A 21420-nucleotide genomic window follows, 5' to 3' on the forward strand; every position below is an offset into this window, starting at 1 on the left:
CTGGCGGCATGCCCTCCGGCCTCGCCTACTGGGCGCCGAACAATCCCCCGGCATCCAGGATCGCCCACGCGATCTCCGGCCGCTGGTCCAGCACCCGGCGCACCGCCGCCGGCACCGACTGGCGCACCTTGCGGCACAGGCCAGGACGGTCTTCCAGGCGGATCACGATGCCGCGCAGCGTGCGCACCTCGTTCGGACCGGGTTCGATGGTGAGCACGGTGCCCAGGTTGCGGCGGATCGCCTTCTGCACGCGCTGCAGCTCCTCGTAGCTTTCCACGCGCTCGATGCGCGCGACGAGGCGCGCCTCTTCGGCGCGGGTCAGCTGCAGCGGACGCAGGTCGGCCGCCGGATCGTCCAGCAGCTGGTCGCGCTCGCAGACGCAGGCGCCGGGCGGGCATTCGGCGCGCATGATGGGAATCGATGCTCTTTGCAACATGGAATCAGTGGTCGGGGACACGCTGTCTATCATTGCGACTCGTTCGGGAAATAGTGTATATCAAGGCCGGCGCCGGCGGCATCGAGCGCCGCGCGCATGCGCTGCCAGTGCGTGCCCTTCCAGAACACCCGCCCGCAGCAGTCGCAGCGGCGAAATTCGTCCTGGCCCGCGCGCACCAGCGGCGGCAGCAGGTCGAGCACGTCGGCCTTGGCGACGACGTGCAGCGGCGCATTGCAGTGCAGGCACAGCGTGAAGGGCCGCGCGCGCTCGGCCAGGCCGAAACGGGCGAACACCTCGGCCAGTTGCTGCCGGGGCTTGTGGGCGCGCACGCAGGCGCCGTGGTCGATGCCGCGGCGCTTCAGCAGTTCGCGGTCGCGCGTCAGCACGACGCGTCCTTCTTCCAGCGCGATCGCCTCGACCTCGCCGGCCCGCAGCGTATTGCGGTAGATGGTGTCGAAGCCCGCCATTCTCAACAGCCTTGCGAGGCCGCCCAGGTGGGCATCGGCGACGAAGCGCAGCCGCCCCGCCGGCATCGTGTCGATGCGCACCAGTTCGGCCACGTCGAAGGTCGCGAAGCGCGGATAGACGGCCACGCGGTCGCCCTCTTCCAGCAGCGCGTCCAGACCGGCCGGGCGGTCGTTGACGAGGATGACCTCGACCTCCGTGTGCGGCACGCCGAGCGCCTCGATCATGTGCTTGGTGGTGGCGTTTTCCGCGCACGGCACCGTGAACGCGGCGCCGCGCCGGGCGGGTGCGAGGAAGTCGTTCAGTTCGGCGTAGAAGCGGAAGGTGGCGCAGGCCATGGTGTGTCCTTCATTCCTCGGCCACGCCCCGCAGCACGTCCAGCGCGTTCGGCACCGAGTGCCCTTCCGCGGTGTTATCGAAGACGCACCAGACGTCTCCCTGCTGCGCGGCCGCGTCGACCTGATGCGCGAAGCGGCGCAACGCGTCGCGCGGGTAGCTGGAATAGTAGACGTGCGGCGTGCCGTGCAGGCGGATATAGCTGGCGGCGGCGGTGGGCACGTGCTCGCCCGGCTGTCCGGCGGCAGGGTCGGCCAGGACGCGCGTCACCCCATGCTCGCGCAGCACCGCGGTGGCCGCATCGCCGAACCAGGTCGGGTGGCGCCCTTCCAGCGCCAACATGCAGGGAAAGCGCTCGCGCAGGCGCGGGAGGAAGTCGCGCACGACGGCTTCGTCGAAGACCCCGCTGGGCGGCAGCTGCACCAGCACGCAGCCGAGCTTGGATCCGAGTTCGCCTGCCTCGCGCACGAAGCGGTCCAGCAGGTCGTCGGCGTCGCGCAGGCGCGCCTCGTGGGTGATCGCCTTGGGCAGCTTGACGGAAAAACGGAAAGCCTCGGGCACGCTATCGGCCCAGCGCGCATAGGTCTTGGGCTGGTGCGGGCGGTAGAACGAGGAGTTGATCTCGACGGCCGGGAACACGGCCGCGTAGCGCTCCAGGTGGCTGCCGTCGGCCGGGAACGCGGCCGCCGCGTCCTTCGGAATGCTCCAGCCGGCGCAGCCGACCAGGCGCCGGCCCGGACCGGTGGATTGCAATTTGCTCATTGGATCCCATCTAGGGGGCAGATGCCCGGCACCCGATGATATGCCGGCGCGCCCTTCGATGGCGCACCCTTACTCTAGACAACCGAACCAGCAGGAGAACAAGCATGGCCGATCCGTTCCACATCGTCTGTCCGCATTGCGACGCCGTCAACCGCGTCGCCGCCGAGCGCCTGGCCGACAAGCCCGTCTGCGGCAAGTGCGCCCAGGAACTCTTCGTCGGCAAGCCGCTGGACGTCAATAGCGCCCGTTTCGACCGCCACGTGGGCCGCAACGACATCCCGGTGCTGGTGGACTTCTGGGCCGCCTGGTGCGGACCGTGCCGCATGATGGCGCCCGCCTACGCCCAGGCCGCGACCCGCCTGGAGCCGCATGCGCGCCTCCTGAAGGTGGACACGGAAGCGTCGCAGGACCTCGCGGCCCGCCATGCGATCCGCAGCATCCCGACCATCGCGCTGTTCCAGGGCGGACGCGAGATCGCGCGCCAGGCCGGGGCGATGGACGCGGGCAGCCTGGTCGCGTGGGTGCAGCGAAGCGCACGCGCGGCCTGAGGCGTGAAGGAACGACTCTGTTACCATTGAGGCAACAACAACGAAACGGGAGGAACCGATGAACCAGGAAGTCGTCTACGAACGCAGCGCCGAGGACGCCAAGCAGTTCGCGCGCATCATGTACGTGATCCATGCGATCACGTTCTTCTTCTCGCTCGGCACCCTGTCGATCCTGCCGCTGATCGCCAACTACATCAAGCGGCCGGCGACGGCGGGCACCATCGTGTACAGCCATCACACGTGGATGATCCGCTCGTTCTGGTGGTACCTCGTGTGGTGGATCGTGATCGGCCTGCTGTGGGCCAGCATCATCGGCATCCTCGTCGTGTGGATCGTCACGCCGGTCGTGTGGCTGTGGATGGCCTACCGCATCATCCGCGGCTTCGTGGACTTGAACAATAATCGGCCGATGCCGGTTTAGTCAGAGCGGTGGGCACATGGTGCCCACCATGCTTTTACAACACCGCGAACGCCCGCTCGATGTCGGCAATCAGGTCGTCCGGATCTTCCAGTCCGATATTGAAACGCACGAGCGTGCCCGCATCCGTCCAGTTGCGGCGCATGCCCTGCATCCGGTACGGCACCGCCAGGCTGTGCGTGCCGCCCCAGCTGAAGCCGATGCCGAACAGGGTCAGGCTGTCCACGAAGCGGTCGGTCTGCGCTTCCGTATAGCGTTCGTCGAAGATCACGGAAAACAGGCCGGCGGCGCCGGAAAAGTCGCGCAGCCAGTTGGCGTGGCCCGGGCATTCCTCGAACATCGGGTGCAGCACCTTGACGATTTCCGGACGGCCCCTCAGCCACGTGGCGACCTTGCGCGCGGCGGCGTCGTGCGCATCGAAGCGCAGCTTCATCGTTTCCAGGCCGCGCAGCACGAGATAGGCGTCGTCCGCGCCCACGCCCATGCCGAGGCGCATGTGCGATGCGGCCAGGCGGGCGTTGAGCGCCTCGTCCTGTGTGATCACGGCGCCCATCAGCACGTCCGAGCCGCCCGACTGGTACTTGGTCAGCGCCTGCATGACGATGTCCGCGCCGACGTCGAAACCGCGCAGCGCCAGGCCCGCGGCCCAGGTGTTGTCGAGGGCGACCAGCACGCCCTTCTCCTTCGCCGCCGTGCAGATCGCGCGCAGGTCCGGCACTTCCATCGAGACGGAGCCGGGCGCCTCGGTCCAGATCAGCTTCGTGTTCGGCTGGATCAGGTCGGCGATGCCGGCACCGACCAGCGGGTCGTAGAAACGCGCCGTGATGCCGAAGTCGCCCGTCAGCCAGCGTCCCAGCTCGCGGTTGGGGTTGTACACGTTATCGGGCAGCAGGACGTCATCGCCCGCCTTCAGGAGCGCCAGGTCGATCATCGCGATGGCGGCCAGGCCCGACGGCGCCAGCAGGCAGTGCTTGCCGCCTTCGATGGCGGCCAGGCGCGCTTCCAGGGTGAAGGTGGTCGGCGTGCCGTGCAGGCCGTAGGTATAGCCGCTCTTGTCCTTCCAGTCGCCCGAGCGCATGCTGGCCACGTCCTCGAACAGGACCGTGGACGCGTGGTGGATGGCGGTGGGATAGGCGGCGAAGCCGGCCGGCGGGGTGTAGTCGCTGCGGACGAGCTGGGTCTGGATGGATTTCTTGGTCACGTCTTGTGCTCCGCAGAAGTAGACGTCGTCCCCGCGAAGGCGGGGACCCAATGTTGCGTGTGCAGTCGCAACGCGAGCAGAACTTGGGTCCCTGCCTGCGCAGGGACGACGGAGGGGTTAGGCTACCGTCGCCCAGAGGTCGTGCGCGTCCGCCTTCGTCACCACGACGTCGATGAACTCGCCCACGGCCGGCTTGGCCTTGCCCGGCGCGAGCGCGCGCTTGATGTGGACGACGCCGTCGATTTCCGGCGCGTCCGCGGCCGTGCGGCCGATCGCTTCGCGCGGGCCCACTTCGTCGACGAGCACGCGCAGGGTCTTGCCGACCTTGGCCTGCTGGCGCTTGAGGGAGATCTCTTCCTGCAGCAGCATCACGCGCGCGCGGCGTTCCTCGCGCACCGCTTCCGGCACCGGGTTGGCGATCTCGTTCGCCGTGGCGCCTTCCACCGGCGAATAGGCGAAGCAGCCCAGGCGGTCGATCTGCGCTTCGCGCAGGAAGTCCAGCAGGTATTCAAATTCCTCTTCCGTCTCGCCCGGGAAGCCGGCGATGAAGGTCGAGCGGATCACGAGGTCCGGGTTCATCTTGCGCCAGGCGAGGATGCGGTCCAGGTTCTTCTCGCCGCTGGCCGGGCGCTTCATGCGCTTCAGGACGTCCGGGTGGGCGTGCTGAAGCGGGATGTCCAGGTAAGGCAGGACGTGCTCGCCCATCATCGGGATCACCTGGTCGACGTGCGGGTACGGATAGACGTAGTGCATGCGCACCCAGGCGCCGTACTGCTTCGCCATTACGCCCAGCGCCTCGGCCAGCTGCGTCATGTGCGTCTTGACGGGGCGGCCGTTCCAGAAGCCGGTGCGGAACTTGACGTCGACGCCGTAGGCGCTGGTGTCCTGCGAAATGACGAGCAGTTCCTTCACGCCGGCCTTGAACAGGTTCTCGGCTTCCTGCAGCACCTCGTGGATCGGGCGCGACACCAGGTCGCCGCGCATCGACGGAATGATGCAGAAGCTGCAGCGGTGGTTGCAGCCTTCGGAAATCTTCAGGTAGGCGTAGTGCTTCGGCGTGAGCTTGACGCCGTGGTCCGGCACCAGGTCGATGAAAGGATCGTGCGGCTTGGGCAGGTGCGTATGCACGGACTCCATCACCTCGGCGACGGCGTGCGGGCCCGTCACGGCCAGCACCTTCGGGTGCACCTTGGTGATGATATCGTCGCCCACCGCATCCTTCTTCGCGCCCAGGCAGCCGGTGACGATGACCTTGCCGTTCTCGGCCAATGCTTCCCCGATCGCATCCAGCGATTCCTGCACGGCGGCGTCGATGAAGCCGCAGGTGTTGACGATCACCAGGTCGGCGCCGGCGTAGGACTTGGCGGTCTCGTAGCCTTCGGCGCGCAGCTGCGTCAGGATCTGCTCGGAGTCGACCAGCGCCTTCGGGCAGCCGAGCGAGACGAAGCCGACCTTCGGCGGGACGGCATGACCGGTGGCGTCCAGGGTCGTGGGGAGGGGATTGCGGCGGAGTTCTTGCATTGTCGGAGTGCGGCAAAAAATTTTGGGCAATCCGCGATTTTACAGCAAGTGGGGATCAGAGAGGGATGCTGGTGCTAAAAAGCGACCATCAGCACGTCGCCCCTGCGCAGGCAGGGGCGACGGAAGTGACGCTTACTTCTTGTCCTGCCCCGGCGGCACGAATGGAAACGCCGCGCCGAACATGGCCTTGCTCTGGTTCTGCATCTGTTCCTGCATCTGCAGGAACAGATTCTTGCTCTGGTCGATATAGCTGTTCATCATGCCCTGCATCATCGGGCCCTGGATGTTCATGAACTGGGTCCACATCTCGGTATTGAAGGGCTTGCCTTCCAGCGCGCCGGTAGAGGCGTTGACGAATTTGCTCTGGATGTCGGTGAAGGCCTGGACGTTCTTTTCCAGGTAGGAGCCCATCATGCCCTGCATCGCATGGCCGTAGTAGCGGATGATCTGGGCCAGCACATTGCTGGAGAACATCGGCACGCCGTGCGCTTCTTCTTCCAGGATGATCTGCAGCAGGATGCTGCGGGTCAGGTCTTCGTTGGTCTTGGCGTCTACCACGGTGAATTCATCGGCGTCCAGGACCAGCTGCTTGACGTCGGACAGCGTGATGTAGGAGCTCGTCTGCGTATCGTAGAGCCGGCGGTTCGGGTATTTCTTGATCAGGCGGTCGGTGCTTTTTTTCGTACTGCTCATCTCGTTTCCATGTACAGCGCCGAGGCGCATTTATTATCTGGCATCCACGAAACGGGTTCGTGGCGTCTCCGATTCCAAGAGGATATTCCTAAAAATACCACGTTGTGCACTGCGACGCAGCATATTCCGCATTGTATCGCGTGCAAGTCCGTTATTTTTTTATCAATCTCCAATGCGTGGCGATCAATCCGCGCGTTCCTTGACGTAGCGGCCTGGCGCCGGCTCGATGGCCGCGTAATCCGCGCTGCCCGGCCGGGCCGGCGGCGCCACGTCCGCGCCGCCGTATTCGGCCAGGAAGCGCGCCCATTCCGGCCACCAGCTGCCCTTCTTTTCCTCGGCGCCGGCCAGCCATTCGGCCGCCGTCTTCGGGCGGTTCTTGCCGCCGGCCTCGTTCACCCAGTAGCTGCGCTTGTTCTTGGATGCAGGATTGATCACGCCGGCGATGTGGCCGGAGGCGCCCAGGACGAAGCGGTTGGGCTTGCCTGCCGCCCGCCCCTTCTTCGGGTTCAGCAAGCCCATCGAGGCGAACGCCGCCTCCCAGGGCACGATATGGTCTTCGCGCGAGCCGTAGATGAAGGTCGGGCAATCGATGCTGCCCAGGTCGACGGGCACGCCGGCCACCGTCAGCGCGCCCGGCACCTTCAGCTTGTTTTCCAGGTAGGTATTGCGCAGGTACCAGCAGTACATGGGCCCAGGCAAATTGGTGCTGTCGGCGTTCCAGTACAGCAGGTCGAAGGCCGGAGGCGTCTTGCCCTTCAGGTAGTTCTGCTGGACATAGTTCCACACTAGGTCGTTCGGACGCAGCGACGAGAACGTGGTGGCGAGGTCGCGCCCCGGCATCAGGCCGCCGCGCGCCAGCTGCTGTTCGCGCAGCATGACCTGGGTATCGTCGACGAACACGTCGAGCACGCCCGTGTCGGCAAAGTCCAGCAGCGTGGTGAACAGCGACAGGCTGGCGGCCGGGTGGCGTCCGCGCGCCGCCTGCACTGCCAGCGCCGTCGCGGCGATGGTGCCGCCCACGCAGAAGCCGAACACGTTCACCTTCTCCTGGCCGGAAATGCCCTGCACCACGTCCAGCGCGCGGATCGCCCCCTGCTCGACGTAGTCGTCCCAGGTGGTGCCGGCCAGGCCCTGGTCCGGGTTCCGCCACGACATCATGAACACGGTATTGCCCTGCTCGACGAGATAGCGCACCAGCGAGTTTTCCGGCTGCAGGTCGAGGATGTAGTACTTGTTGATGCAGGGCGGAATCATCAGCAGCGGCACGGCGTGCACGGTCGGCGTGCTTGGCGTGTACTGGATCAGCTGGAACAGCGCATTCTCGAACACGACCGTGCCCGGCGTGACGCCGACGTTGCGCCCCACTTCGAACGCCGATTCGTCGGATTGCGAGATGCGGCCCTTCTGCATGTCCGCCAGCATGTTCTGCAGGCCCTTGGTCAGGCTCTCGCCCTTCGTCTCCAGCATCTTCTGCTGGGCTTCCGGATTCGTCGCCAGGAAGTTCGCGGGCGACAGCGCATCGACGATCTGCTGCACCGCAAAACGGATCTTCTGTTTCTCCTTGGGCGGCGCCTCGACGGCGTCGGCCAGCGCCAGCATGAAGGTCGAATTCAGCAGGTAGGTGGCGGCGCTGTAGGCCGACATGGGGTTCGCCGTCCACTCGGACGCGGCAAAGCGGCGGTCGTGCAGTTCGGGCAGCTTGCCGGAGATAAAATCCTGCCACAGCTGCATCGCCTTCTTCAGGTAGTCGTCGCGCAGCGCTTCCAGCTTGGCCGGCGACAGGCTGGCGCCAATATCGCCCAGCATGCGCAGCATCGGCGCCGGCATCGCTCCCGCCGCCTGGCCTGCGCCGTTGCCGCCCTGCGGCAGCTGCATCCACGCCTGCCAGGCGGCGGGATCGCTGAACTGCGCGAACTGCAACATCCAGGGTGCGGCGAACATCTGCGAAGCGTCGGTCGAATTCATCGGGCATCCATTGTGTAGAATCGGTTGATCAAGCAGCAGGAGAATCGCATGTGGATCGTGGCCATAGGATGGATGTACGTCGTAACCCTGATGGCGGCGACTGAGCCCACTGTTGTTGGGGGCATTATGACTTTTTTCGGCTACGGTGTCTTGCCATTATCGCTCGTGCTCTACCTCATGGGCGCGGGGCGGCGCACCCGGCGCCGGCCGGCGGACAAAGACTCGCAGCATAGCGGCGAACGCCCGAAGGAATGAGCGTCCGCAAGCGGATCATTTGATCCAGATCAGGCTGGCCTGGCGGCCGGTAACCCCGTCGCGGCGGTAGGAATAGAAGGTGTCCGTCTCGCTGGCCGTACAGCGCCCGCCGCCGTGCACGCGGCTCACGCCATCGCGCGCCAGCATGCGCCGCGCCAGCGCGTTCATGTCGGCGAGATATTTGCCCTCGCGCCCCGGATAGGGACGGAAGGCCTGCGCCGCCTCGCCGGGCAAGGCCACCTCGAACGCGGCCAGCACGTCCGGCCCGACCTCGAAGGCGTCCGGCCCGATCGCGGGCCCGAGCCAGGCCGTGATCTCGCCGGCGCCGGCGCGGCGCATGGCCGCCACCGTCGTTCCCAGCACGCCGCCCGCGAGGCCGCGCCAGCCCGCGTGGGCGGCGCCGACCACCTTGCCGTCCAGGTCGGCGAACAACACCGGCAGGCAGTCGGCCGTCAGGATGGCGCACACGATGCCGGCCCGCGTGGCGATGCTGGCGTCGCCCGTCTGCACGGGCGCGTCCGGCCCGACCAGTGCGGCGTCGACGACGTCGCAGCCGTGCACCTGGGCGATCCAGGCGGGCCGGCCCGGCAGCAGCGCCCCCACACGGGCGCGGTTCGCCTCGACCGCCTGCAGGTCGTCCCCCACGTGGCGGCCCAGGTTCAGGCCGCCGCCTCCGCGGCCGTCGTCCCAGGGCGCGGCGCTCGTGCCGCCGCGCCGCGTGGTGGCCAGCGCGCCGATCGTGGCCGGCGCATCGGGCCAGTCGGGCACCAGCACGCCGCCGGCGGCGAAGAGGCTGTCCATCAGGCGGCTTCCGGTTCCGCGATGCCGGCCTGTTCCAGCAGCTCGGCGAAGTCGGCCGCCAGGGGCACGACCCATTCGACGTGCTCCCCCGTGACCGGATGCGTCAGGCCCAGGCGGCGCGCCTGCAGCGCCTGGCGGTGGAAGAAGGAACGCAGGTGCTGCTTGCCGTAGACGGTATCGCCGACCAGGCTGTAGCCCAGCGACTGCATGTGCACGCGGATCTGGTGGGTGCGGCCCGTCTCCAGGCGGCACTGCACCAGGCTGACGGGACGGCGATCGAGCTCGCCCGACTCCAGCAGCTCGTAGTGCGTGATCGCGGGCTTGGCCATCGGGGCGTTCGACACGGCCATCTTGACACGGTCCTTCGGATCGCGGCTGATCGGCGAATCGATGGTGCCGTAGGGGCGCGGCGTGCCCCACACCAGCGCCAGGTATTCGCGCTTGACGGTGCGCGCCTGCAGCTGGCGCACGAGGTCCGTCTGCGCTTCCAGCGTCTTGCCGACCACCATCAGGCCGCTCGTGTCCTTGTCCAGTCGGTGCACGATGCCGGCGCGCGGCACCGACACCAGTTGCGGGCAATGCGCGAGCAGGCCGTTGAGCAGCGTGCCCGACCAGTTGCCCGAACCGGGGTGCACGACCAGGCCGGCCGGCTTGTTGATCACCATGATCGCGTCGTCCTCGTAGACGATGTCCAGCGCCATCGCTTCCGGCGCGAAGGCCGTGTCTTCCGGCGCCGGCTGCGGCGTCACGACGACGGTCTCGTCGCCGTAGGCCGTCCCCTTGCCCTTGGCCGGCTTGCCGTCGACGGTGATGTGGCCTTCGTCGAACCATTGCTGCAGGCGGCTGCGCGAGAATTGGGGCACCAGGCCGGCCACGACCTTGTCCAGGCGCTGGCCGCAGTGCGCGGGTTCCAGCGCGAGGGTGATCGGGGAATAGTCGGGCGCGCCCGAGCCGGTGTCCAGCTCGGTGTCCAGATCATCGTCCAGGTCGGTATCAAAAGGCATTTCCGCCGAATTCGGCGCAGCAGGTAATATCACGTCAGTTCCATCGGCTATAATCAGCCGTTCGTTGATGCTCAGGGCGCGCCGGAATCGGTCGACGCCCTCTCGGTAAAATTCTCTTGCAAAACGCTTATGCAAAAAAAATTGTCTGTATTGGTAGTGACTGGCGCCCTGCTAGGTTTGTCCGCTTGCGGTTTGTTACCGGAGAGAACCGACGAAAACAAGAACGTGTCAGCATCGAAATTATACGCTGACGCGCAAGAGGAAATGGCCGGCGGCCACTACGAAGCCGCCATCAAGCTGTTCGAACGCCTCGAATCGAACTACCCGTTCGGCACCTACGCCGCCCAGGCGCAGATGGAAATCGCCTACGCCCACTACAAGGCCCAGGATCCGGCCGAGGCGCTGGCGGCCGTGGAGCGCTTCATCAAGCTGCACCCGAACCACCCGAACGTGGACTATATGTACTACCTGCGCGGCCTGATCAACTTCAACGACCAGATCGGCTTCCTGAGCTTCATCTATTCGCAGGACCCGTCCGAGCGCGATCCGAAGGCGACGCGCGAAGCCTTCGCCGCCTTCAAGGAACTGGTCGACAAGTTCCCGAACAGCAAATACGCGCCGGACTCGCGCGAGCGCATGAACTACCTGGTCGACGCGATGGCCAAGTACGAAGTCCACGTCGCGAACTATTACTATCGCCGCGGCGCCTACCTGGCCGCGCTGAACCGCGCGCAAGGCGCGATCACCCAGTTCACCCAGTCGCCGGCGCGCGAGGAAGCGCTGTTCATCATGATCCGCTGCTACGACAAGCTGGGCATGCCGGAACTGCGCGACGACACGCAGCGCGTGTTCAACCAGAACTACCCGGACAGCCGCTTCATGGGCGGCAAGGGCACGGGCGATGCGCCGTGGTGGAAGTTCTGGGCCAAGTGGGGCTCGCAACCGGGTCCGAAGGACGCCGTGAAGTAACAAGAAAATGCCCGCGCGATGCGGGCATTTTTTATGACCTTCGTTCCCGCGGAGGCGGGAACCCAAGTACGGCACGCCATCAGGCCACGTAAAAATTGGGTCCCTGCCTGCGCAGGGACAACGTCGTCACAAGCTGATCATGCTTCGATCCGCCGCCTGAACACCCACTCCTTCTCCGTCGACACGCTCGCGTCGTACGCATAGCCGTCGACATCGAACTCCTTCAACTGCTGCGGATCCGTGATGCGGTGGTCGGCCGCGTAGCGCGCCATCATGCCGCGCGCGCGCTTGGCGAAGAAGGAAATGATCTTGTACTTGCCGTTCTTCCAGTCCTCGAACACGGGTGCAACGACCGGCACGTCGAGCAGCTTCGGCTTCACCGACTTGAAGTACTCCTCGGACGCCAGGTTGACCAGCGCGGTCGCCTTGGCCTCCCCCAGGTCCGCGTTCAGCGCCTGCGTGACGGTCTCGCCCCAGAACGCGTACAAATCCTTGCCGCGCGGGTTCGCGAGCTTCGTGCCCATCTCCAGGCGGTACGGGTGCATGCCGTCCAGCGGACGCAGCAGGCCATACAGGCCGGACAGGATGCGCACGTGGCGCTGCAGGTAGTCGAGCCCTTTCGCATCGAGCGAGCGCGCATCGAGCCCCGTGTAGACGTCGCCGTCGAAGGACATCACCGCCTGGCGCGCCGTCGCGTGGTCCGGATGCCAGTCGGCGTAGCGGGTCACGTTCAGCACGGCCAGCTGGTCGGAAATCGACATCAGCGCGCCAACCTGCGCGGGCGAATACGGTTTCAGTACCTTGATCAGTTCTGCGGCCTGGTCGATGAACCGGGGCGTCGTGTGCTTGTCGGTGGTCGGGGGCGAGTCAAGGTCGAGCGATTTGGCGGGAGAGAGGACGATCAACATAAAAAGAAAGGCGGGAAAATACGATGCAGCGGGTAAAATTGCCTCCATGATACTCTCTTCCGTGCAACACATCGTCATCGATACCAATGTCTGTCTCGACCTGTTCGTGTTCGAGGACCCGCGCTGGTCGCCCCTGCTGGACGCGCTCTCCTCCGGCCGCGTGAAAGCCGTCACGCGCGCCGACTGCCGCGACGAATACCTGTTCGTCCTGAACTACCCGCACCTGCCGCTGGACGAGGCCAGCCGCCCGCGTGCGGCCGCGCGCTTCGATGCGCTGGTCGAGGTCGTGGCGCCGGACTCGCGCGCCATCCGCCTGCCCGTCTGCACCGACCGCGACGACCAGAAATTCCTCGAGATCGCGCGCGACGCCAACGCCACCGTGCTCGTCACCAAGGACAAGGCCTTGTTGAAACTGGCGCGCCGCGCCGCGCGCGAGAACCTGTTCCGCATCATGACGCCCGAGGCGTGGGTCAAGTTGGATGCCGCGGCCGTGGCAGAATATAAGGTCTGAACCATCACCGCGTCGTCCCTGCGCAGGCAGGGACCCAATGTTGCTGATGCCGCCGTAAAGCACGCAGTACTTGGGTCCCTGCCTGCGCAGGGACGACGGTGCGAACATCCATTTGCCCCACTTTCCGCCATGACCACACCCGACCTGCAATCGCGCCTGCCGGCCGTCGGCACCACCATCTTCACCCTGATGTCGGCATTGGCCAACCAGCACGGCGCCGTCAACCTCGGCCAGGGCTTCCCCGACTTCGACTGCGACCCGCGCCTGGTCGACGCCGTCGCCGCCGCCATGCGCGCGGGCCACAACCAGTATCCGTTCATGACGGGCATCCAGCCCCTGCGCGATGCCATCGCCGCCAAGATCGCCGCGCTGTACGGCCATGCCTACGACGCCAACAGCGAGATCACCGTGACGGCCGGCGCCACGCAGGGGATCATCACCGCGATCCTGTGCGCCGTGCATCCGGGCGACGAGGTCATCGTCATCGAACCCTGCTACGACAGCTACCAGCCGTCGATCGCGCTGGCCGGCGGCGTGCCGGTGCCCGTATCGATGCGCCTGGGAGCAAACGGCTACAGCGTGCCCTGGGACGAGGTCGCCGCCGCCGTCACGCCGCGCACCCGCATGATCGTCGTGAACACGCCGCACAACCCGACCGGCAGCATCCTGCGCCGCGCCGACCTGGACGCGCTCGCCGCGATCGTGGCGGATACGCGCATCCTCGTGCTGTCCGACGAGGTCTACGAGCACATGGTCTATGACGGCCAGGAACACGCGTCCGTCAGCCGCCATCCGGTGCTGGCCGAACGCGCCTTCGTCGTCTCCAGCTTCGGCAAGACCTACCACACGACGGGCTGGAAGATCGGCTACGTCGCCGCGCCGAAAGCCTTGAGCGCGGAATTCCGCAAGGTCCACCAGTACAATGTGTTCAGCGTGAACACGCCGATGCAGCACGGGATCGCCGCCTACATGGCCGATCCGGCACCCTACCTGGAGCTGCCCGCGTTCTACCAGAAGAAGCGCGACCTGTTCCGCGACGCTCTCGCGGACACGCGCTTCACGCTGCTGCCGGCCGACGGCACCTACTTCCAGTGCGTGCGCTACGACGCGATCTCGGATTTGCCGGAAGCGGAATTCGCGCAGTGGCTGACCAGCGAGGTCAAGGTGGCGGCGATCCCCGTGTCGGCCTTCTACAGCCGGCCGACGGAGTCGGGCATCGTGCGCTTCTGCTTCGCGAAAAAGGACGAGACGCTGAACCTGGCGCTCGAGCGTCTGGCGAAGATCTGAGCGGGCCTTAGCCGCCCAGCTGCTGGATGCGGCGGTCGACGAAGGCCGCCAGTTCGGCGCTCAGGCTGCCGCTGGCGCGCGCCTTGCGGAACGCGTCCAGCGCATCGGCATTGCGCTTGTCGCCCTGCAGGGCGATGCCCAGGCCCATCCACCACACGCCGTTGGCGGGCATGCCGCGCACGGCCACCTGGTACTGTTCGGCGGCTTCGCGGTGGCGCTGCTGGTGCTCCAGCGCGCCACCCAGGAAGGCGTGGTAGTCCGCGTCGCTGCCGGCATGCGGCAGCGTGCGCATCAAGGTGTCGATGCCGCTGCCGCCGCGCTCGATCTGCAGGCGTGCCAGCAGCATCGCCAGCGCCGGCTGGCGCGGATCGCGCGCGAGGCCCAGTTCCAGCTGGCGCATCGCCTCGTCCGGCCGGCCGTCCTCGATCAGCAATCCCACCAGCGTCTGGCGCGCCGCGTCGTGGCCCGGCTCGATGCGCAGCGCCTCTTCCAGGGCGGCGACCGACTCGCCGATGCGGCCGTCCTGCAACCGGTCCAGCGCGCGGCGGTAGGCCGCCTCGGCGAGACGGGACGCGCCCGCCTGCTGCCTGTGCGGTTCGGCGGCGCGCTGGTCCTTGGCGGCCGGCCGCGGGGCAGCGGCGGCACGCGCGACCGCCTTGGGCATCGCTGCCGGCGCGGCCTGGCGCGCCGCCAGCAGGGCCGTCATGACGCGCCGCGCCTCGCGCGCTTCGGGGCCGTCCGGCTCCATCGGCTCGACGGTTTTTCCGCGCGGGGCCTCCGGCGTCGCGGGTACCGCTGACGTTGCGGCCGCAGGCGCGGCTTCCTCGCGCGCCGGTGCCGCTGCCTCGTGCGCGACAGGCGGTAACGGCGCGGGCTCCGGCACGGCCTGCACCGCGGGCACGACCGGCGTCGGCTGCGCGACGACGGCCGGCTGCGCGGCGATTGCCGGCACGCCGGCAGGCCGCGATGCGTACTGCTGCCACCCGAACCATCCGCCCGCGCCGGCCACGGCGATGCCCGCCGCAACGGCCACCGCGCGCAGCGGCACGGCCCGCTCCTCGCGCGCCACCGGCCGGGCCGGCATCGGATACGCCTCGCCCGCGGGGGTGCCGCGTGCGTCCAGGTCCTGCAGCATCTTGTTAATGAGGCTCATCGCATCCACACCCATGTGATGCCGGCGACCACGCCGGCCAGCAGCGCACCCGCCGCCGCCTGGCGCCAGGCGGCGAAGCGCGGAACGCGCCGGCTGGTGGCGATGGTGTCGCTGGCGGCCGCGTTCACGTGCAGGCGCTCGACCTGCTGGCGTCCCTGGCCGTAGCACAACATCAGCGCCTTGTGCGCCAGGATGTTCACGAGGCGCGGCACGCCGCCGCTGGCGCGGTACAGGCGCGCCACGGCCGCGCGCGAGAACAGGCGCGCGCCGCCGAAGCCGGCCACGCGCAGGCGGTGCGCCAGGTAGAAGTCGAGGTCGTCGCGCGACAGCGGGCCGAGGTGGTAGTGGAAGGTGATGCGCTGGGCGAGCTGGCGGATCGACTGCAGTTCCAGCTTGCGGTTCAGTTCCGGCTGGCCGAACAGGACGATCTGCAGCAGCTTGCGCTTTTCCGTCTCCAGGTTCGTCAGCAGGCGCAGCGCTTCCAGGCTCTCGACGGGAATGGCCTGGGCCTCGTCGATGCACAGCAGGACCTGGCGGCCGTCGCCGGCCAGCTGCATCAGGCGCTCCGTGATGGACTTCAGCAGGCGATGCTGGTCGACGTCGCGCTCCAGCGCGATTTCCAGCTCGTCGGCCAGGGCCAGCATCAGCGCGCGCGGCTCCTGGTACGGGTTCGGAATATACGCGGTGACGAATTCCGGGCCCAGCGTGGACAGGAACTTGCGGCACAACAGCGTCTTGCCGGTGCCGACTTCTCCGGTGATCTTGATGAAGCCCTCGCCGCTGCGCGCCGCCACCAGCAGCGTGTTCAAGGCTTCCTGCGAGCCCGGGCTGCCGAAGAAGAAGCTGGTGTCCGGGGTGATCCCGAACGGCAGCTCGCGCAGGCCGAAGTGCGCCGTGTACATCAGCGCGCTCCCCGCTGGCGCGGATCGAGCTGCTCGATGCGGCGGCCCGTGTCGAGCAGGTCGTCGTTCCAGTTGCCCATGCCTTCGACGATGGTCGGCTTGATCAGCACCACGAGCTCGCGCTTCTGGTTCACGCGCTTCTTCTGGCCGAACAGGGTGCTGAGGACGGGCACGCTGGTGGTGCCCGGCACGGCGGAGACGTCGTTGGTCGAGGACTGGCGCATCAGGCCGCCGATGGCGACCACCTGCCCGTTCGCGCCGCGCACGATGCTGTCCAGCTCCGACGTCGCCGATGCCGCCAGCGGCAGTTTCAGGCTGCCCGCCGTGCCCAGGTCGATCAGCTTGGTGACGGTGGAGACCTGGCTCACCGACGGGTGCACGTGCAGCAGGATGTTGCCGCGCTCGTCGATCTGCGGCGTCACGTCCAGCACGACGCCCGAGAAGAACGGCTGCAGCGTGACGCTCGGCGACGTCGTGTTGCCGGTGGTGGTCGTGTTGGTCGTCGTCTGCACGCCGGTGACGAAGAATTCGTCGGTGCCGATCTTGAGCACGGCCTTCTGGTTGTTGACGGCCGCCACGCGCGGGCTGGACAGCACGTGCACGTTGCCCTGGGTTTCCAGGAACGAGATCAGCGCGGCGAAATTGCTGGTCTGGACGGCCAGGCCGAACATGGAGCCCGCCGTCGTGGCCGCGTTCGACAGCGAGAAGCCGCTGCTGGCCGACAGGCCTGTGGACGGATCGGTGATGACGGCCGGCTGGCCGCCGCCGAACGGCAGCGGCGTCAGCGTGGCGCCCGGGGCGACGATGCCGCCCGAGACGCGGTTGTCGTGGCTGCTCCTGATCGAGGCGAACGAGGCCCAGTTCACGCCGCTCTGGAAGCTGTCGTTCAACTCCACCTCGAGGATCTTCGCTTCCAGGATCACCTGGCGGTCGACGGCCAGCTGCGTCGCCTTCAGGTAGGCGTCCACGTTGCGCAGCTCGTCCGGCATCGCGCGGATCACGAGCACGCCCGACTGCGGGCTGACGACCACGCTGCGCCCGCCCTCCTTCGAGCCGACGATCGCTTCGATGGATTTCTTCAGGTCGCCCCAGAAGTCGTTCTCGGACGAGGTGCTGACGTCCGTGCTCTCCAGCTGGTAGGCGTTCTGGCCGTTCGGGTTGTTCGGATTGTTGCCGTTGTTGCCGTTATTGTTCGCCTGGCCGTTCTGATTGCCGAAGCCGTTGTTCTGGTAGCCGTTGTTGCCGTTCTGGCCCACGGCGTTGGCCACCGACGTCGACGTCACGCGCGTGTTCGACGCGCCCTGGCGCTTGCCGACCAGGTAGTTCACGCGGAACATCCGGGTCTGCATGGTGAGCGGCTTGATCGAGATGCGCGTGCCTTCGATCTTGTAGTCGTAGCCGTACATCTCGCGCACGGCATCGAGCGTCTCGGGCAGTGTCACGTCCTTCAGGTTGGCCGTGATGGTGCCGGAAACGTCCGGATGCACGAGGATGTTGTAGCGCGTGCCGGCCACGATCGAACGGAAGAACTGCTGCGCCGGCACGTTGTTGAAGGAGACATTGAAGCGCTCCTCCAGCGCCGGACGCGCCTTCGGCAGCTGGTTCGCCAGCGCCGCGGCCGGGGGCAGCAGCGCGTCGGCCACGGCCGCGTTGTCCGCAAGCGCCGCGGGCGCGGCGACGGGGCGCTTCGCGGCCTCCTCGACTTCCTTGCGGATGTTGTCGTAGGTGGTGTTCGCGGGCGGGGTCTGGCAGCCGCCCATGGCGATGGCGGCGGCCAGCAGCGCGCCGATCGAGGCATGGGGGCGGGAGGGTCGCATCGTCTTCATCGGTCTTGCTCGCGTTCTTGCTCGTTCAACGGGTGGTGGCCTGGGCCAGCGCGCCGGGCCGCGCAACCGGCGTCATGCCGCCCTTGGCGGCCTCCGGCGCGTACAGGCGCAGCACGCGGCGTTCGCGCCCGTTCGCCAGCTCGACCTCGTTCTCGGCGATGCGCGCCACGCGCGCCCCGCGGAAGGTGTCGCCGGGACGCACGGTCTCGCCGTCGATGACGGCCAGGTGGCGGCCTCCGGGACCGCGCCCGATCAGGATGGTCTGCAGCTGGGGGCCGCTGGCCGCCGCCGACGGGGCGGAAGCCACGGCCATGGCGCCGGCCGGCGGCCGGGTCGGATCCTGCAGCGCCTGGGCGGCCGCGCCGCCACACAGCAGCCAGGCAAGTCCGGCTACGAGCACGCGGCGCGTCACGGTGTTCGTCGGCTTCACAGCTTCATCCATTTCGGGTCCAGGCTCAGGGTGTACAGGGTAAGGGTGAGGCGCACGTTCGGATACTGCTCGGCGTCGAGCTGGGCACGCCCCCAGAACAGCTGGGTCGGCAGCGCCTCCAGCGTCGTCATGTAGTCGACCATGTCGAGGTAGCTGCCGCGCACCGTCAGTTCGACGCCATGGCGGTACAGCAGGTCGGGTGCCCTGGGGGCCGGCTTGGCCTCGGGCTTGGCCACCGGCGCATTCGCCTTCGCATCGTCGGCGGCCGCATCGTCGGCTTGCGCGGCGATGTCGCTGAGCGACCCAACCGGCAGCGTCTTCATCGAAACGAGCTTCAGCTTGCCGTTGGCGCGCAGGATCGCTTCCAGCAGCGGCGCGACGCGCTCGGGCGCCACCAGGCCTTTCTGCATGGCGCGCAGCTGGTCGGCGATGCGCGCACTGTCGTTGCGCGTGGTGGCGAGGCGCTCGCGCAGCGGCGCGTCCGGGTCGTCGCGGCCGGCGGCGACCTTGTGCGCCGTCTCGGCCTCGATGCCCGCCAGCGCGTCGCGCTGCTGGGCGATCTGGCGGCGCAGCACTTCCTGCTTGTGCAGCGCCGGCCCCAGCGTCGTCGTCCAGCCCAGCGCCGCCAGCACGGCGATCACGGCGCCGAGCACCATGATGCGCTCGCGCGGCGCCAAGGCGTCCACGCGCGCGGAAAAGGCCAGCCAGCGCCGCTTCATCGTCATGGCTTGGACTCCACGGCGCCCGCCGATTGCAGGCTGAATTCGACGTAGGGCGCGGGCAGCGTCGTCTCCTTGCCGTCCTTGTCGACGCCTTTCAGGTCGGCCGCCTGGCCGATCTGCAGGCTGCCCACGGGCTTGCCCTGCATGACGGGCTCGTTGCGCAGGCGCGCGAGGAAACCGGGCACCAGGGCCGGATCAAGCGCCCTGCCCTGCACGCCCAGGTCCAGCCCCGCGCCTTTGACGCGCACGCCCGTCAGCCACAGGCCCTCGACGTGCTGGCGCGCCAGCGCGCGGAAATATTCGGCATAGCCCTGGGTGTTGCCAAGGTCGCCGTGTTCGATCAGGCCGCGCACGCGCTGCAGCGCCGCGCGCTGGCCTTCCGCGTCCGCCAGCTGGGTGGCGACGAGCGGATCGGCGGCGCGCGGGGCGAATTCCGCGGTGACGGCCGCCAGGCGTTGCTGCGCCTGCTCCAGACGCTTGGCGCCCGCATCGGCCTCGACCTGCAGGTTCGCGGTCTGCACATGGACGACGGCGCCGGCCACGGCCAGCACCAGCACGGCCGCGCCGGCGGCCGCCACCATGCCGGTCGCCGACAGCAGGTGCTTCTGCCGCTCGAACGCCGGGTTGAACAGGTTGATCTGCTGGCTCATGCGGCCGCCTTCTCGTCGCGCAGCGCGGCGCCGAGCGCCACGAAGAAGCGCTGCTGGCGGGCCGGTTCGCGCAGCTCGGGCGCCGCCTGCAGGTCGAACACGACGCCCAGGTCGAGCGATTCGACGCGGGTGTACAGATTGCTGGACAGGTATTCCTCGAGGCCCGTCGCGCCCGTCGGCGCCAGCACCAGCTTGGCCACGCTGATGAAGGAGAACTGGCGCTCGAAATGGTCGAGCGAGCGTTGCAGCTCCAGCGTGATCTTGTCGAAGCTCTGGTGCTTGCGCTCGTGGTCGGCCTCGAGCAGCTGCGCCAGCGTCACGTCGATGCGGCGCGACAGGTACAACTCGCCGCGCCAGGACACGGTCAGCAGGCCGCCGTCCTCGCCGAACGACAGCATCGCGACGCCGCGGCCATCCGCTTCCAGCAGGGCCGACACGTTACGCTGCGCCATCTCGGGAATGTCGATGCAGCGCAGCTTGACCTTGGCGTCGGCGAACAACTGCTGCAGCGGCGCGATGGTGCTGTTGCGGGCGGCGATCGCGAACACGCTCTGCTGGGCGCGCGCGCCCGCGCTCTCGCCCGGCGGCAGTTCGAGCACGTCGATCGTCGCGTCGGCGACGGGAAAATCGAGGAGGTCCTTCAGGCGCCAGCGCATCGCCGTCTTGAGTTCTTCGCGCGGGACGTTCGGCGCCTCGGCCGTCACGAACTGGTAGGCGCCGCCGGCCAGCACCGTCGTGCAGCGGTAGTCCCCGCTGTGCAGCTCCTTGCCCGCCTTTTCCAGCGCCTCGGCGCCCGTCGGGCCGGGGAAGAACGCGGCCACCGTCACCGCCGGCTTGCCTGCCGCCCTGCGCACGCTGGCGGCGGCGATGCCGTCCTGCTGCAGCGACAGGGTTAGCCAGGCTCCGTTGTTCTTGGTTTTCTTGAAAAGACCCATGCAGCGGCGGTGAGTAACGGTGAGATTAAATAGATGCGCTAGAGCATTGATTATATTCAACTGTAGCGAAAAGCCGATACCAATTTTTCACTCAGGAAAAATATTTTTGGTTTGGACACGTAATCCGTTGTCGTCCCACCGCAGTCGTTAAAGCGGACAATAAATGCAAACGGCCGTGGGGATTTCCACGGCCGCCCAGGTTAGCCTCCGATCCCACGGAGACCGGATAGCGCTCGCCGCAATCAGTTGCAGTCCGCAGCCGATTCAGTGTTCATCTTGATAATCGGACCGCCCGCCGCACCGGTGTTGTCATACGTTACGCTGCACTTGGCAGGGTTCGATGCGCCTTTCGGCGAGATCGTGACCGCGCGGTCGTTGATGTCAGGACTGTAATCGTTGGCCAGCCCGGCGGCTGCGGTGATCGTTTTGCTGTCCGGATAGCCGTTGGCGAGTTGCACGGTGACGTCCTCGATGGTGATGGTCCCGTTATTGGCGATGGACGGATTCGCCAGCACCTTGCCGTGAACCATGGTCGAGGTTGCCATCAACGCTCCCTTGGCCGCCTTGACCGAGGCCAAGCGTGCCTCGCCGCTCATGTTCATGAACTTCGGCATTGCCGTCGCCGCCAGAATGCCCAAAATAACGATCACAACGATCAACTCGATGAGGGTGAAACCGCCTTGCGCGCTGGCTTTCAAATTCTTGTTCATGCAGTCCTCCGA

At 67.3% G+C, this 21420-nt stretch carries 24 protein-coding genes; 6 read left to right on the forward strand and 18 right to left on the reverse strand.

The annotated features are described in order from the left end of the window. Positions 1-25: 25 nt before the first annotated feature. Genes QPK32_RS14765 through QPK32_RS14775 form a run of 3 tightly spaced genes read right to left on the reverse strand, consistent with a single transcriptional unit; the run spans position 26 to position 1999 of the window. Positions 26-409, reverse strand: a complete 384-nt coding sequence (locus QPK32_RS14765) for a hypothetical protein (protein WP_290413543.1) — start codon at positions 407-409, stop codon at positions 26-28. A 56-nt stretch (positions 410-465) separates the two neighbouring features. Continuing rightward, positions 466-1239 carry a Mut7-C RNAse domain-containing protein gene (locus QPK32_RS14770; RefSeq protein ID WP_290413544.1) on the reverse strand — a complete coding sequence of 258 codons (774 nt, stop codon included), beginning with the start codon at positions 1237-1239 and terminating at the stop codon, positions 466-468. Positions 1240-1249: 10 nt separating this feature from the next. Continuing rightward, entirely contained in the window at positions 1250-1999 is a 750-nt protein-coding gene (locus QPK32_RS14775; protein WP_290413545.1) for a DUF72 domain-containing protein, read from the reverse strand. A 104-nt stretch (positions 2000-2103) separates the two neighbouring features. Here QPK32_RS14775 and trxC point away from each other — a divergent pair, with 104 nt between their 5' ends. Both trxC and QPK32_RS14785 read left to right on the forward strand, forming a co-directional pair. Continuing rightward, positions 2104-2547 (forward strand): thioredoxin TrxC, encoded by a 444-nt coding sequence (trxC, locus tag QPK32_RS14780; protein ID WP_290413546.1) that lies wholly within the window; start codon positions 2104-2106, stop codon positions 2545-2547. Between the two features lie 58 nt (positions 2548-2605). Continuing rightward, positions 2606-2968, forward strand: coding sequence for a hypothetical protein (locus QPK32_RS14785; protein ID WP_290413547.1), 363 nt, complete (start codon positions 2606-2608; stop codon positions 2966-2968). A 34-nt stretch (positions 2969-3002) separates the two neighbouring features. Here the strand turns inward: QPK32_RS14785 and QPK32_RS14790 are convergent, their stop codons facing one another. The 4 genes from QPK32_RS14790 to phaC form a co-directional block, all read right to left on the reverse strand. Continuing rightward, a complete protein-coding gene (locus QPK32_RS14790; protein ID WP_290413548.1) occupies positions 3003-4166 on the reverse strand; it encodes a cystathionine beta-lyase in 1164 nt (387 codons plus the stop codon). Positions 4167-4283: 117 nt separating this feature from the next. Further along, positions 4284-5687, reverse strand: a complete 1404-nt coding sequence (gene rimO, locus QPK32_RS14795) for a 30S ribosomal protein S12 methylthiotransferase RimO (RefSeq protein WP_290413549.1) — start codon at positions 5685-5687, stop codon at positions 4284-4286. Between the two features lie 132 nt (positions 5688-5819). Next, the gene (gene phaR / locus QPK32_RS14800; RefSeq protein WP_290413550.1) at positions 5820-6380 is read right to left on the reverse strand and encodes a polyhydroxyalkanoate synthesis repressor PhaR; all 561 of its coding nucleotides are present in this window, start codon (positions 6378-6380) and stop codon (positions 5820-5822) included. A 183-nt stretch (positions 6381-6563) separates the two neighbouring features. Continuing rightward, on the reverse strand, positions 6564-8345 hold the full coding sequence (phaC, locus tag QPK32_RS14805) for a class I poly(R)-hydroxyalkanoic acid synthase (RefSeq protein WP_290413551.1): 1782 nt from the start codon (positions 8343-8345) through the stop codon (positions 6564-6566). A 48-nt stretch (positions 8346-8393) separates the two neighbouring features. Here phaC and QPK32_RS14810 point away from each other — a divergent pair, with 48 nt between their 5' ends. After that, positions 8394-8600, forward strand: coding sequence for a hypothetical protein (locus tag QPK32_RS14810; RefSeq protein WP_290413552.1), 207 nt, complete (start codon positions 8394-8396; stop codon positions 8598-8600). Positions 8601-8615: 15 nt separating this feature from the next. Here the strand turns inward: QPK32_RS14810 and pgeF are convergent, their stop codons facing one another. Both pgeF and QPK32_RS14820 read right to left on the reverse strand, forming a co-directional pair. After that, positions 8616-9401 carry a peptidoglycan editing factor PgeF gene (pgeF, locus tag QPK32_RS14815; RefSeq protein WP_290413553.1) on the reverse strand — a complete coding sequence of 262 codons (786 nt, stop codon included), beginning with the start codon at positions 9399-9401 and terminating at the stop codon, positions 8616-8618. Then, positions 9401-10405: an RluA family pseudouridine synthase gene (locus tag QPK32_RS14820; RefSeq protein WP_290413554.1), complete on the reverse strand. Its 1005-nt coding sequence runs from the start codon at positions 10403-10405 to the stop codon at positions 9401-9403. Before QPK32_RS14820 ends, pgeF begins: the two co-directional genes overlap by 1 nt. A gap of 129 nt (positions 10406-10534) precedes the next feature. Between QPK32_RS14820 and QPK32_RS14825 the strand changes: the two genes are divergently transcribed. Further along, positions 10535-11374: an outer membrane protein assembly factor BamD gene (locus QPK32_RS14825; protein WP_290413555.1), complete on the forward strand. Its 840-nt coding sequence runs from the start codon at positions 10535-10537 to the stop codon at positions 11372-11374. Positions 11375-11511: 137 nt separating this feature from the next. Here QPK32_RS14825 and yaaA read toward each other — a convergent pair whose 3' ends face one another. Continuing rightward, entirely contained in the window at positions 11512-12282 is a 771-nt protein-coding gene (gene yaaA, locus QPK32_RS14830) for a peroxide stress protein YaaA (protein ID WP_290413556.1), read from the reverse strand. A gap of 61 nt (positions 12283-12343) precedes the next feature. Between yaaA and QPK32_RS14835 the strand changes: the two genes are divergently transcribed. Both QPK32_RS14835 and QPK32_RS14840 read left to right on the forward strand, forming a co-directional pair. Next, positions 12344-12793 (forward strand): putative toxin-antitoxin system toxin component, PIN family, encoded by a 450-nt coding sequence (locus tag QPK32_RS14835; RefSeq protein ID WP_374046750.1) that lies wholly within the window; start codon positions 12344-12346, stop codon positions 12791-12793. A gap of 129 nt (positions 12794-12922) precedes the next feature. Further along, complete coding sequence (locus QPK32_RS14840; protein ID WP_290413558.1) at positions 12923-14080, forward strand: pyridoxal phosphate-dependent aminotransferase; 1158 nt, start codon at positions 12923-12925, stop codon at positions 14078-14080. A gap of 7 nt (positions 14081-14087) precedes the next feature. Here the strand turns inward: QPK32_RS14840 and QPK32_RS14845 are convergent, their stop codons facing one another. From QPK32_RS14845 to QPK32_RS14880, 8 genes are all read right to left on the reverse strand, one after another. Next, positions 14088-15233 carry a tetratricopeptide repeat protein gene (locus tag QPK32_RS14845; RefSeq protein WP_290413559.1) on the reverse strand — a complete coding sequence of 382 codons (1146 nt, stop codon included), beginning with the start codon at positions 15231-15233 and terminating at the stop codon, positions 14088-14090. Further along, positions 15230-16135, reverse strand: coding sequence for an ExeA family protein (locus tag QPK32_RS14850; RefSeq protein WP_290413560.1), 906 nt, complete (start codon positions 16133-16135; stop codon positions 15230-15232). The genes QPK32_RS14845 and QPK32_RS14850 overlap by 4 nt, the downstream gene beginning before the upstream one ends. Beyond that, on the reverse strand, positions 16135-17952 hold the full coding sequence (gene mshL, locus QPK32_RS14855; protein ID WP_290413561.1) for a pilus (MSHA type) biogenesis protein MshL: 1818 nt from the start codon (positions 17950-17952) through the stop codon (positions 16135-16137). The genes QPK32_RS14850 and mshL overlap by 1 nt, the downstream gene beginning before the upstream one ends. A gap of 34 nt (positions 17953-17986) precedes the next feature. After that, a complete protein-coding gene (locus QPK32_RS14860; protein WP_290413562.1) occupies positions 17987-18391 on the reverse strand; it encodes a hypothetical protein in 405 nt (134 codons plus the stop codon). Next, positions 18388-19116, reverse strand: coding sequence for a type II secretion system protein GspM (gspM, locus tag QPK32_RS14865; protein ID WP_290413563.1), 729 nt, complete (start codon positions 19114-19116; stop codon positions 18388-18390). The genes QPK32_RS14860 and gspM overlap by 4 nt, the downstream gene beginning before the upstream one ends. Further along, positions 19113-19763, reverse strand: a complete 651-nt coding sequence (locus QPK32_RS14870) for a PilN domain-containing protein (RefSeq protein WP_290413564.1) — start codon at positions 19761-19763, stop codon at positions 19113-19115. Before QPK32_RS14870 ends, gspM begins: the two co-directional genes overlap by 4 nt. Beyond that, positions 19760-20698 (reverse strand): agglutinin biogenesis protein MshI, encoded by a 939-nt coding sequence (locus tag QPK32_RS14875; RefSeq protein WP_290413565.1) that lies wholly within the window; start codon positions 20696-20698, stop codon positions 19760-19762. Before QPK32_RS14875 ends, QPK32_RS14870 begins: the two co-directional genes overlap by 4 nt. A 242-nt stretch (positions 20699-20940) precedes the next feature. Continuing rightward, positions 20941-21408: a type II secretion system protein gene (locus QPK32_RS14880; RefSeq protein WP_290413566.1), complete on the reverse strand. Its 468-nt coding sequence runs from the start codon at positions 21406-21408 to the stop codon at positions 20941-20943. Positions 21409-21420 lie beyond the last annotated feature (12 nt).

The organism is Massilia sp. YIM B02763, from assembly GCF_030412015.1.
Classification (GTDB): domain Bacteria; phylum Pseudomonadota; class Gammaproteobacteria; order Burkholderiales; family Burkholderiaceae_D; genus Telluria.

Coding starts and splice junctions, on each gene's coding strand:
- QPK32_RS14845 (WP_290413559.1), bottom strand. CDS start 15,233: ATGAGCCTCATTAACAAGATGCTGCAGGACCTGGACGCACGCGGCACC.
- phaR (WP_290413550.1), bottom strand. CDS start 6,380: ATGAGCAGTACGAAAAAAAGCACCGACCGCCTGATCAAGAAATACCCG.
- QPK32_RS14820 (WP_290413554.1), bottom strand. CDS start 10,405: ATGCCTTTTGATACCGACCTGGACGATGATCTGGACACCGAGCTGGAC.
- QPK32_RS14785 (WP_290413547.1), top strand. CDS start 2,606: ATGAACCAGGAAGTCGTCTACGAACGCAGCGCCGAGGACGCCAAGCAG.
- QPK32_RS14880 (WP_290413566.1), bottom strand. CDS start 21,408: ATGAACAAGAATTTGAAAGCCAGCGCGCAAGGCGGTTTCACCCTCATC.
- QPK32_RS14775 (WP_290413545.1), bottom strand. CDS start 1,999: ATGAGCAAATTGCAATCCACCGGTCCGGGCCGGCGCCTGGTCGGCTGC.
- trxC (WP_290413546.1), top strand. CDS start 2,104: ATGGCCGATCCGTTCCACATCGTCTGTCCGCATTGCGACGCCGTCAAC.
- QPK32_RS14870 (WP_290413564.1), bottom strand. CDS start 19,763: ATGAGCCAGCAGATCAACCTGTTCAACCCGGCGTTCGAGCGGCAGAAG.
- rimO (WP_290413549.1), bottom strand. CDS start 5,687: ATGCAAGAACTCCGCCGCAATCCCCTCCCCACGACCCTGGACGCCACC.
- yaaA (WP_290413556.1), bottom strand. CDS start 12,282: ATGTTGATCGTCCTCTCTCCCGCCAAATCGCTCGACCTTGACTCGCCC.
- gspM (WP_290413563.1), bottom strand. CDS start 19,116: ATGACGATGAAGCGGCGCTGGCTGGCCTTTTCCGCGCGCGTGGACGCC.
- mshL (WP_290413561.1), bottom strand. CDS start 17,952: ATGCGACCCTCCCGCCCCCATGCCTCGATCGGCGCGCTGCTGGCCGCC.
- phaC (WP_290413551.1), bottom strand. CDS start 8,345: ATGAATTCGACCGACGCTTCGCAGATGTTCGCCGCACCCTGGATGTTG.
- QPK32_RS14810 (WP_290413552.1), top strand. CDS start 8,394: ATGTGGATCGTGGCCATAGGATGGATGTACGTCGTAACCCTGATGGCG.
- QPK32_RS14825 (WP_290413555.1), top strand. CDS start 10,535: ATGCAAAAAAAATTGTCTGTATTGGTAGTGACTGGCGCCCTGCTAGGT.
- QPK32_RS14770 (WP_290413544.1), bottom strand. CDS start 1,239: ATGGCCTGCGCCACCTTCCGCTTCTACGCCGAACTGAACGACTTCCTC.
- QPK32_RS14765 (WP_290413543.1), bottom strand. CDS start 409: ATGCGCGCCGAATGCCCGCCCGGCGCCTGCGTCTGCGAGCGCGACCAG.
- QPK32_RS14875 (WP_290413565.1), bottom strand. CDS start 20,698: ATGGGTCTTTTCAAGAAAACCAAGAACAACGGAGCCTGGCTAACCCTG.
- QPK32_RS14850 (WP_290413560.1), bottom strand. CDS start 16,135: ATGTACACGGCGCACTTCGGCCTGCGCGAGCTGCCGTTCGGGATCACC.
- QPK32_RS14840 (WP_290413558.1), top strand. CDS start 12,923: ATGACCACACCCGACCTGCAATCGCGCCTGCCGGCCGTCGGCACCACC.
- pgeF (WP_290413553.1), bottom strand. CDS start 9,401: ATGGACAGCCTCTTCGCCGCCGGCGGCGTGCTGGTGCCCGACTGGCCC.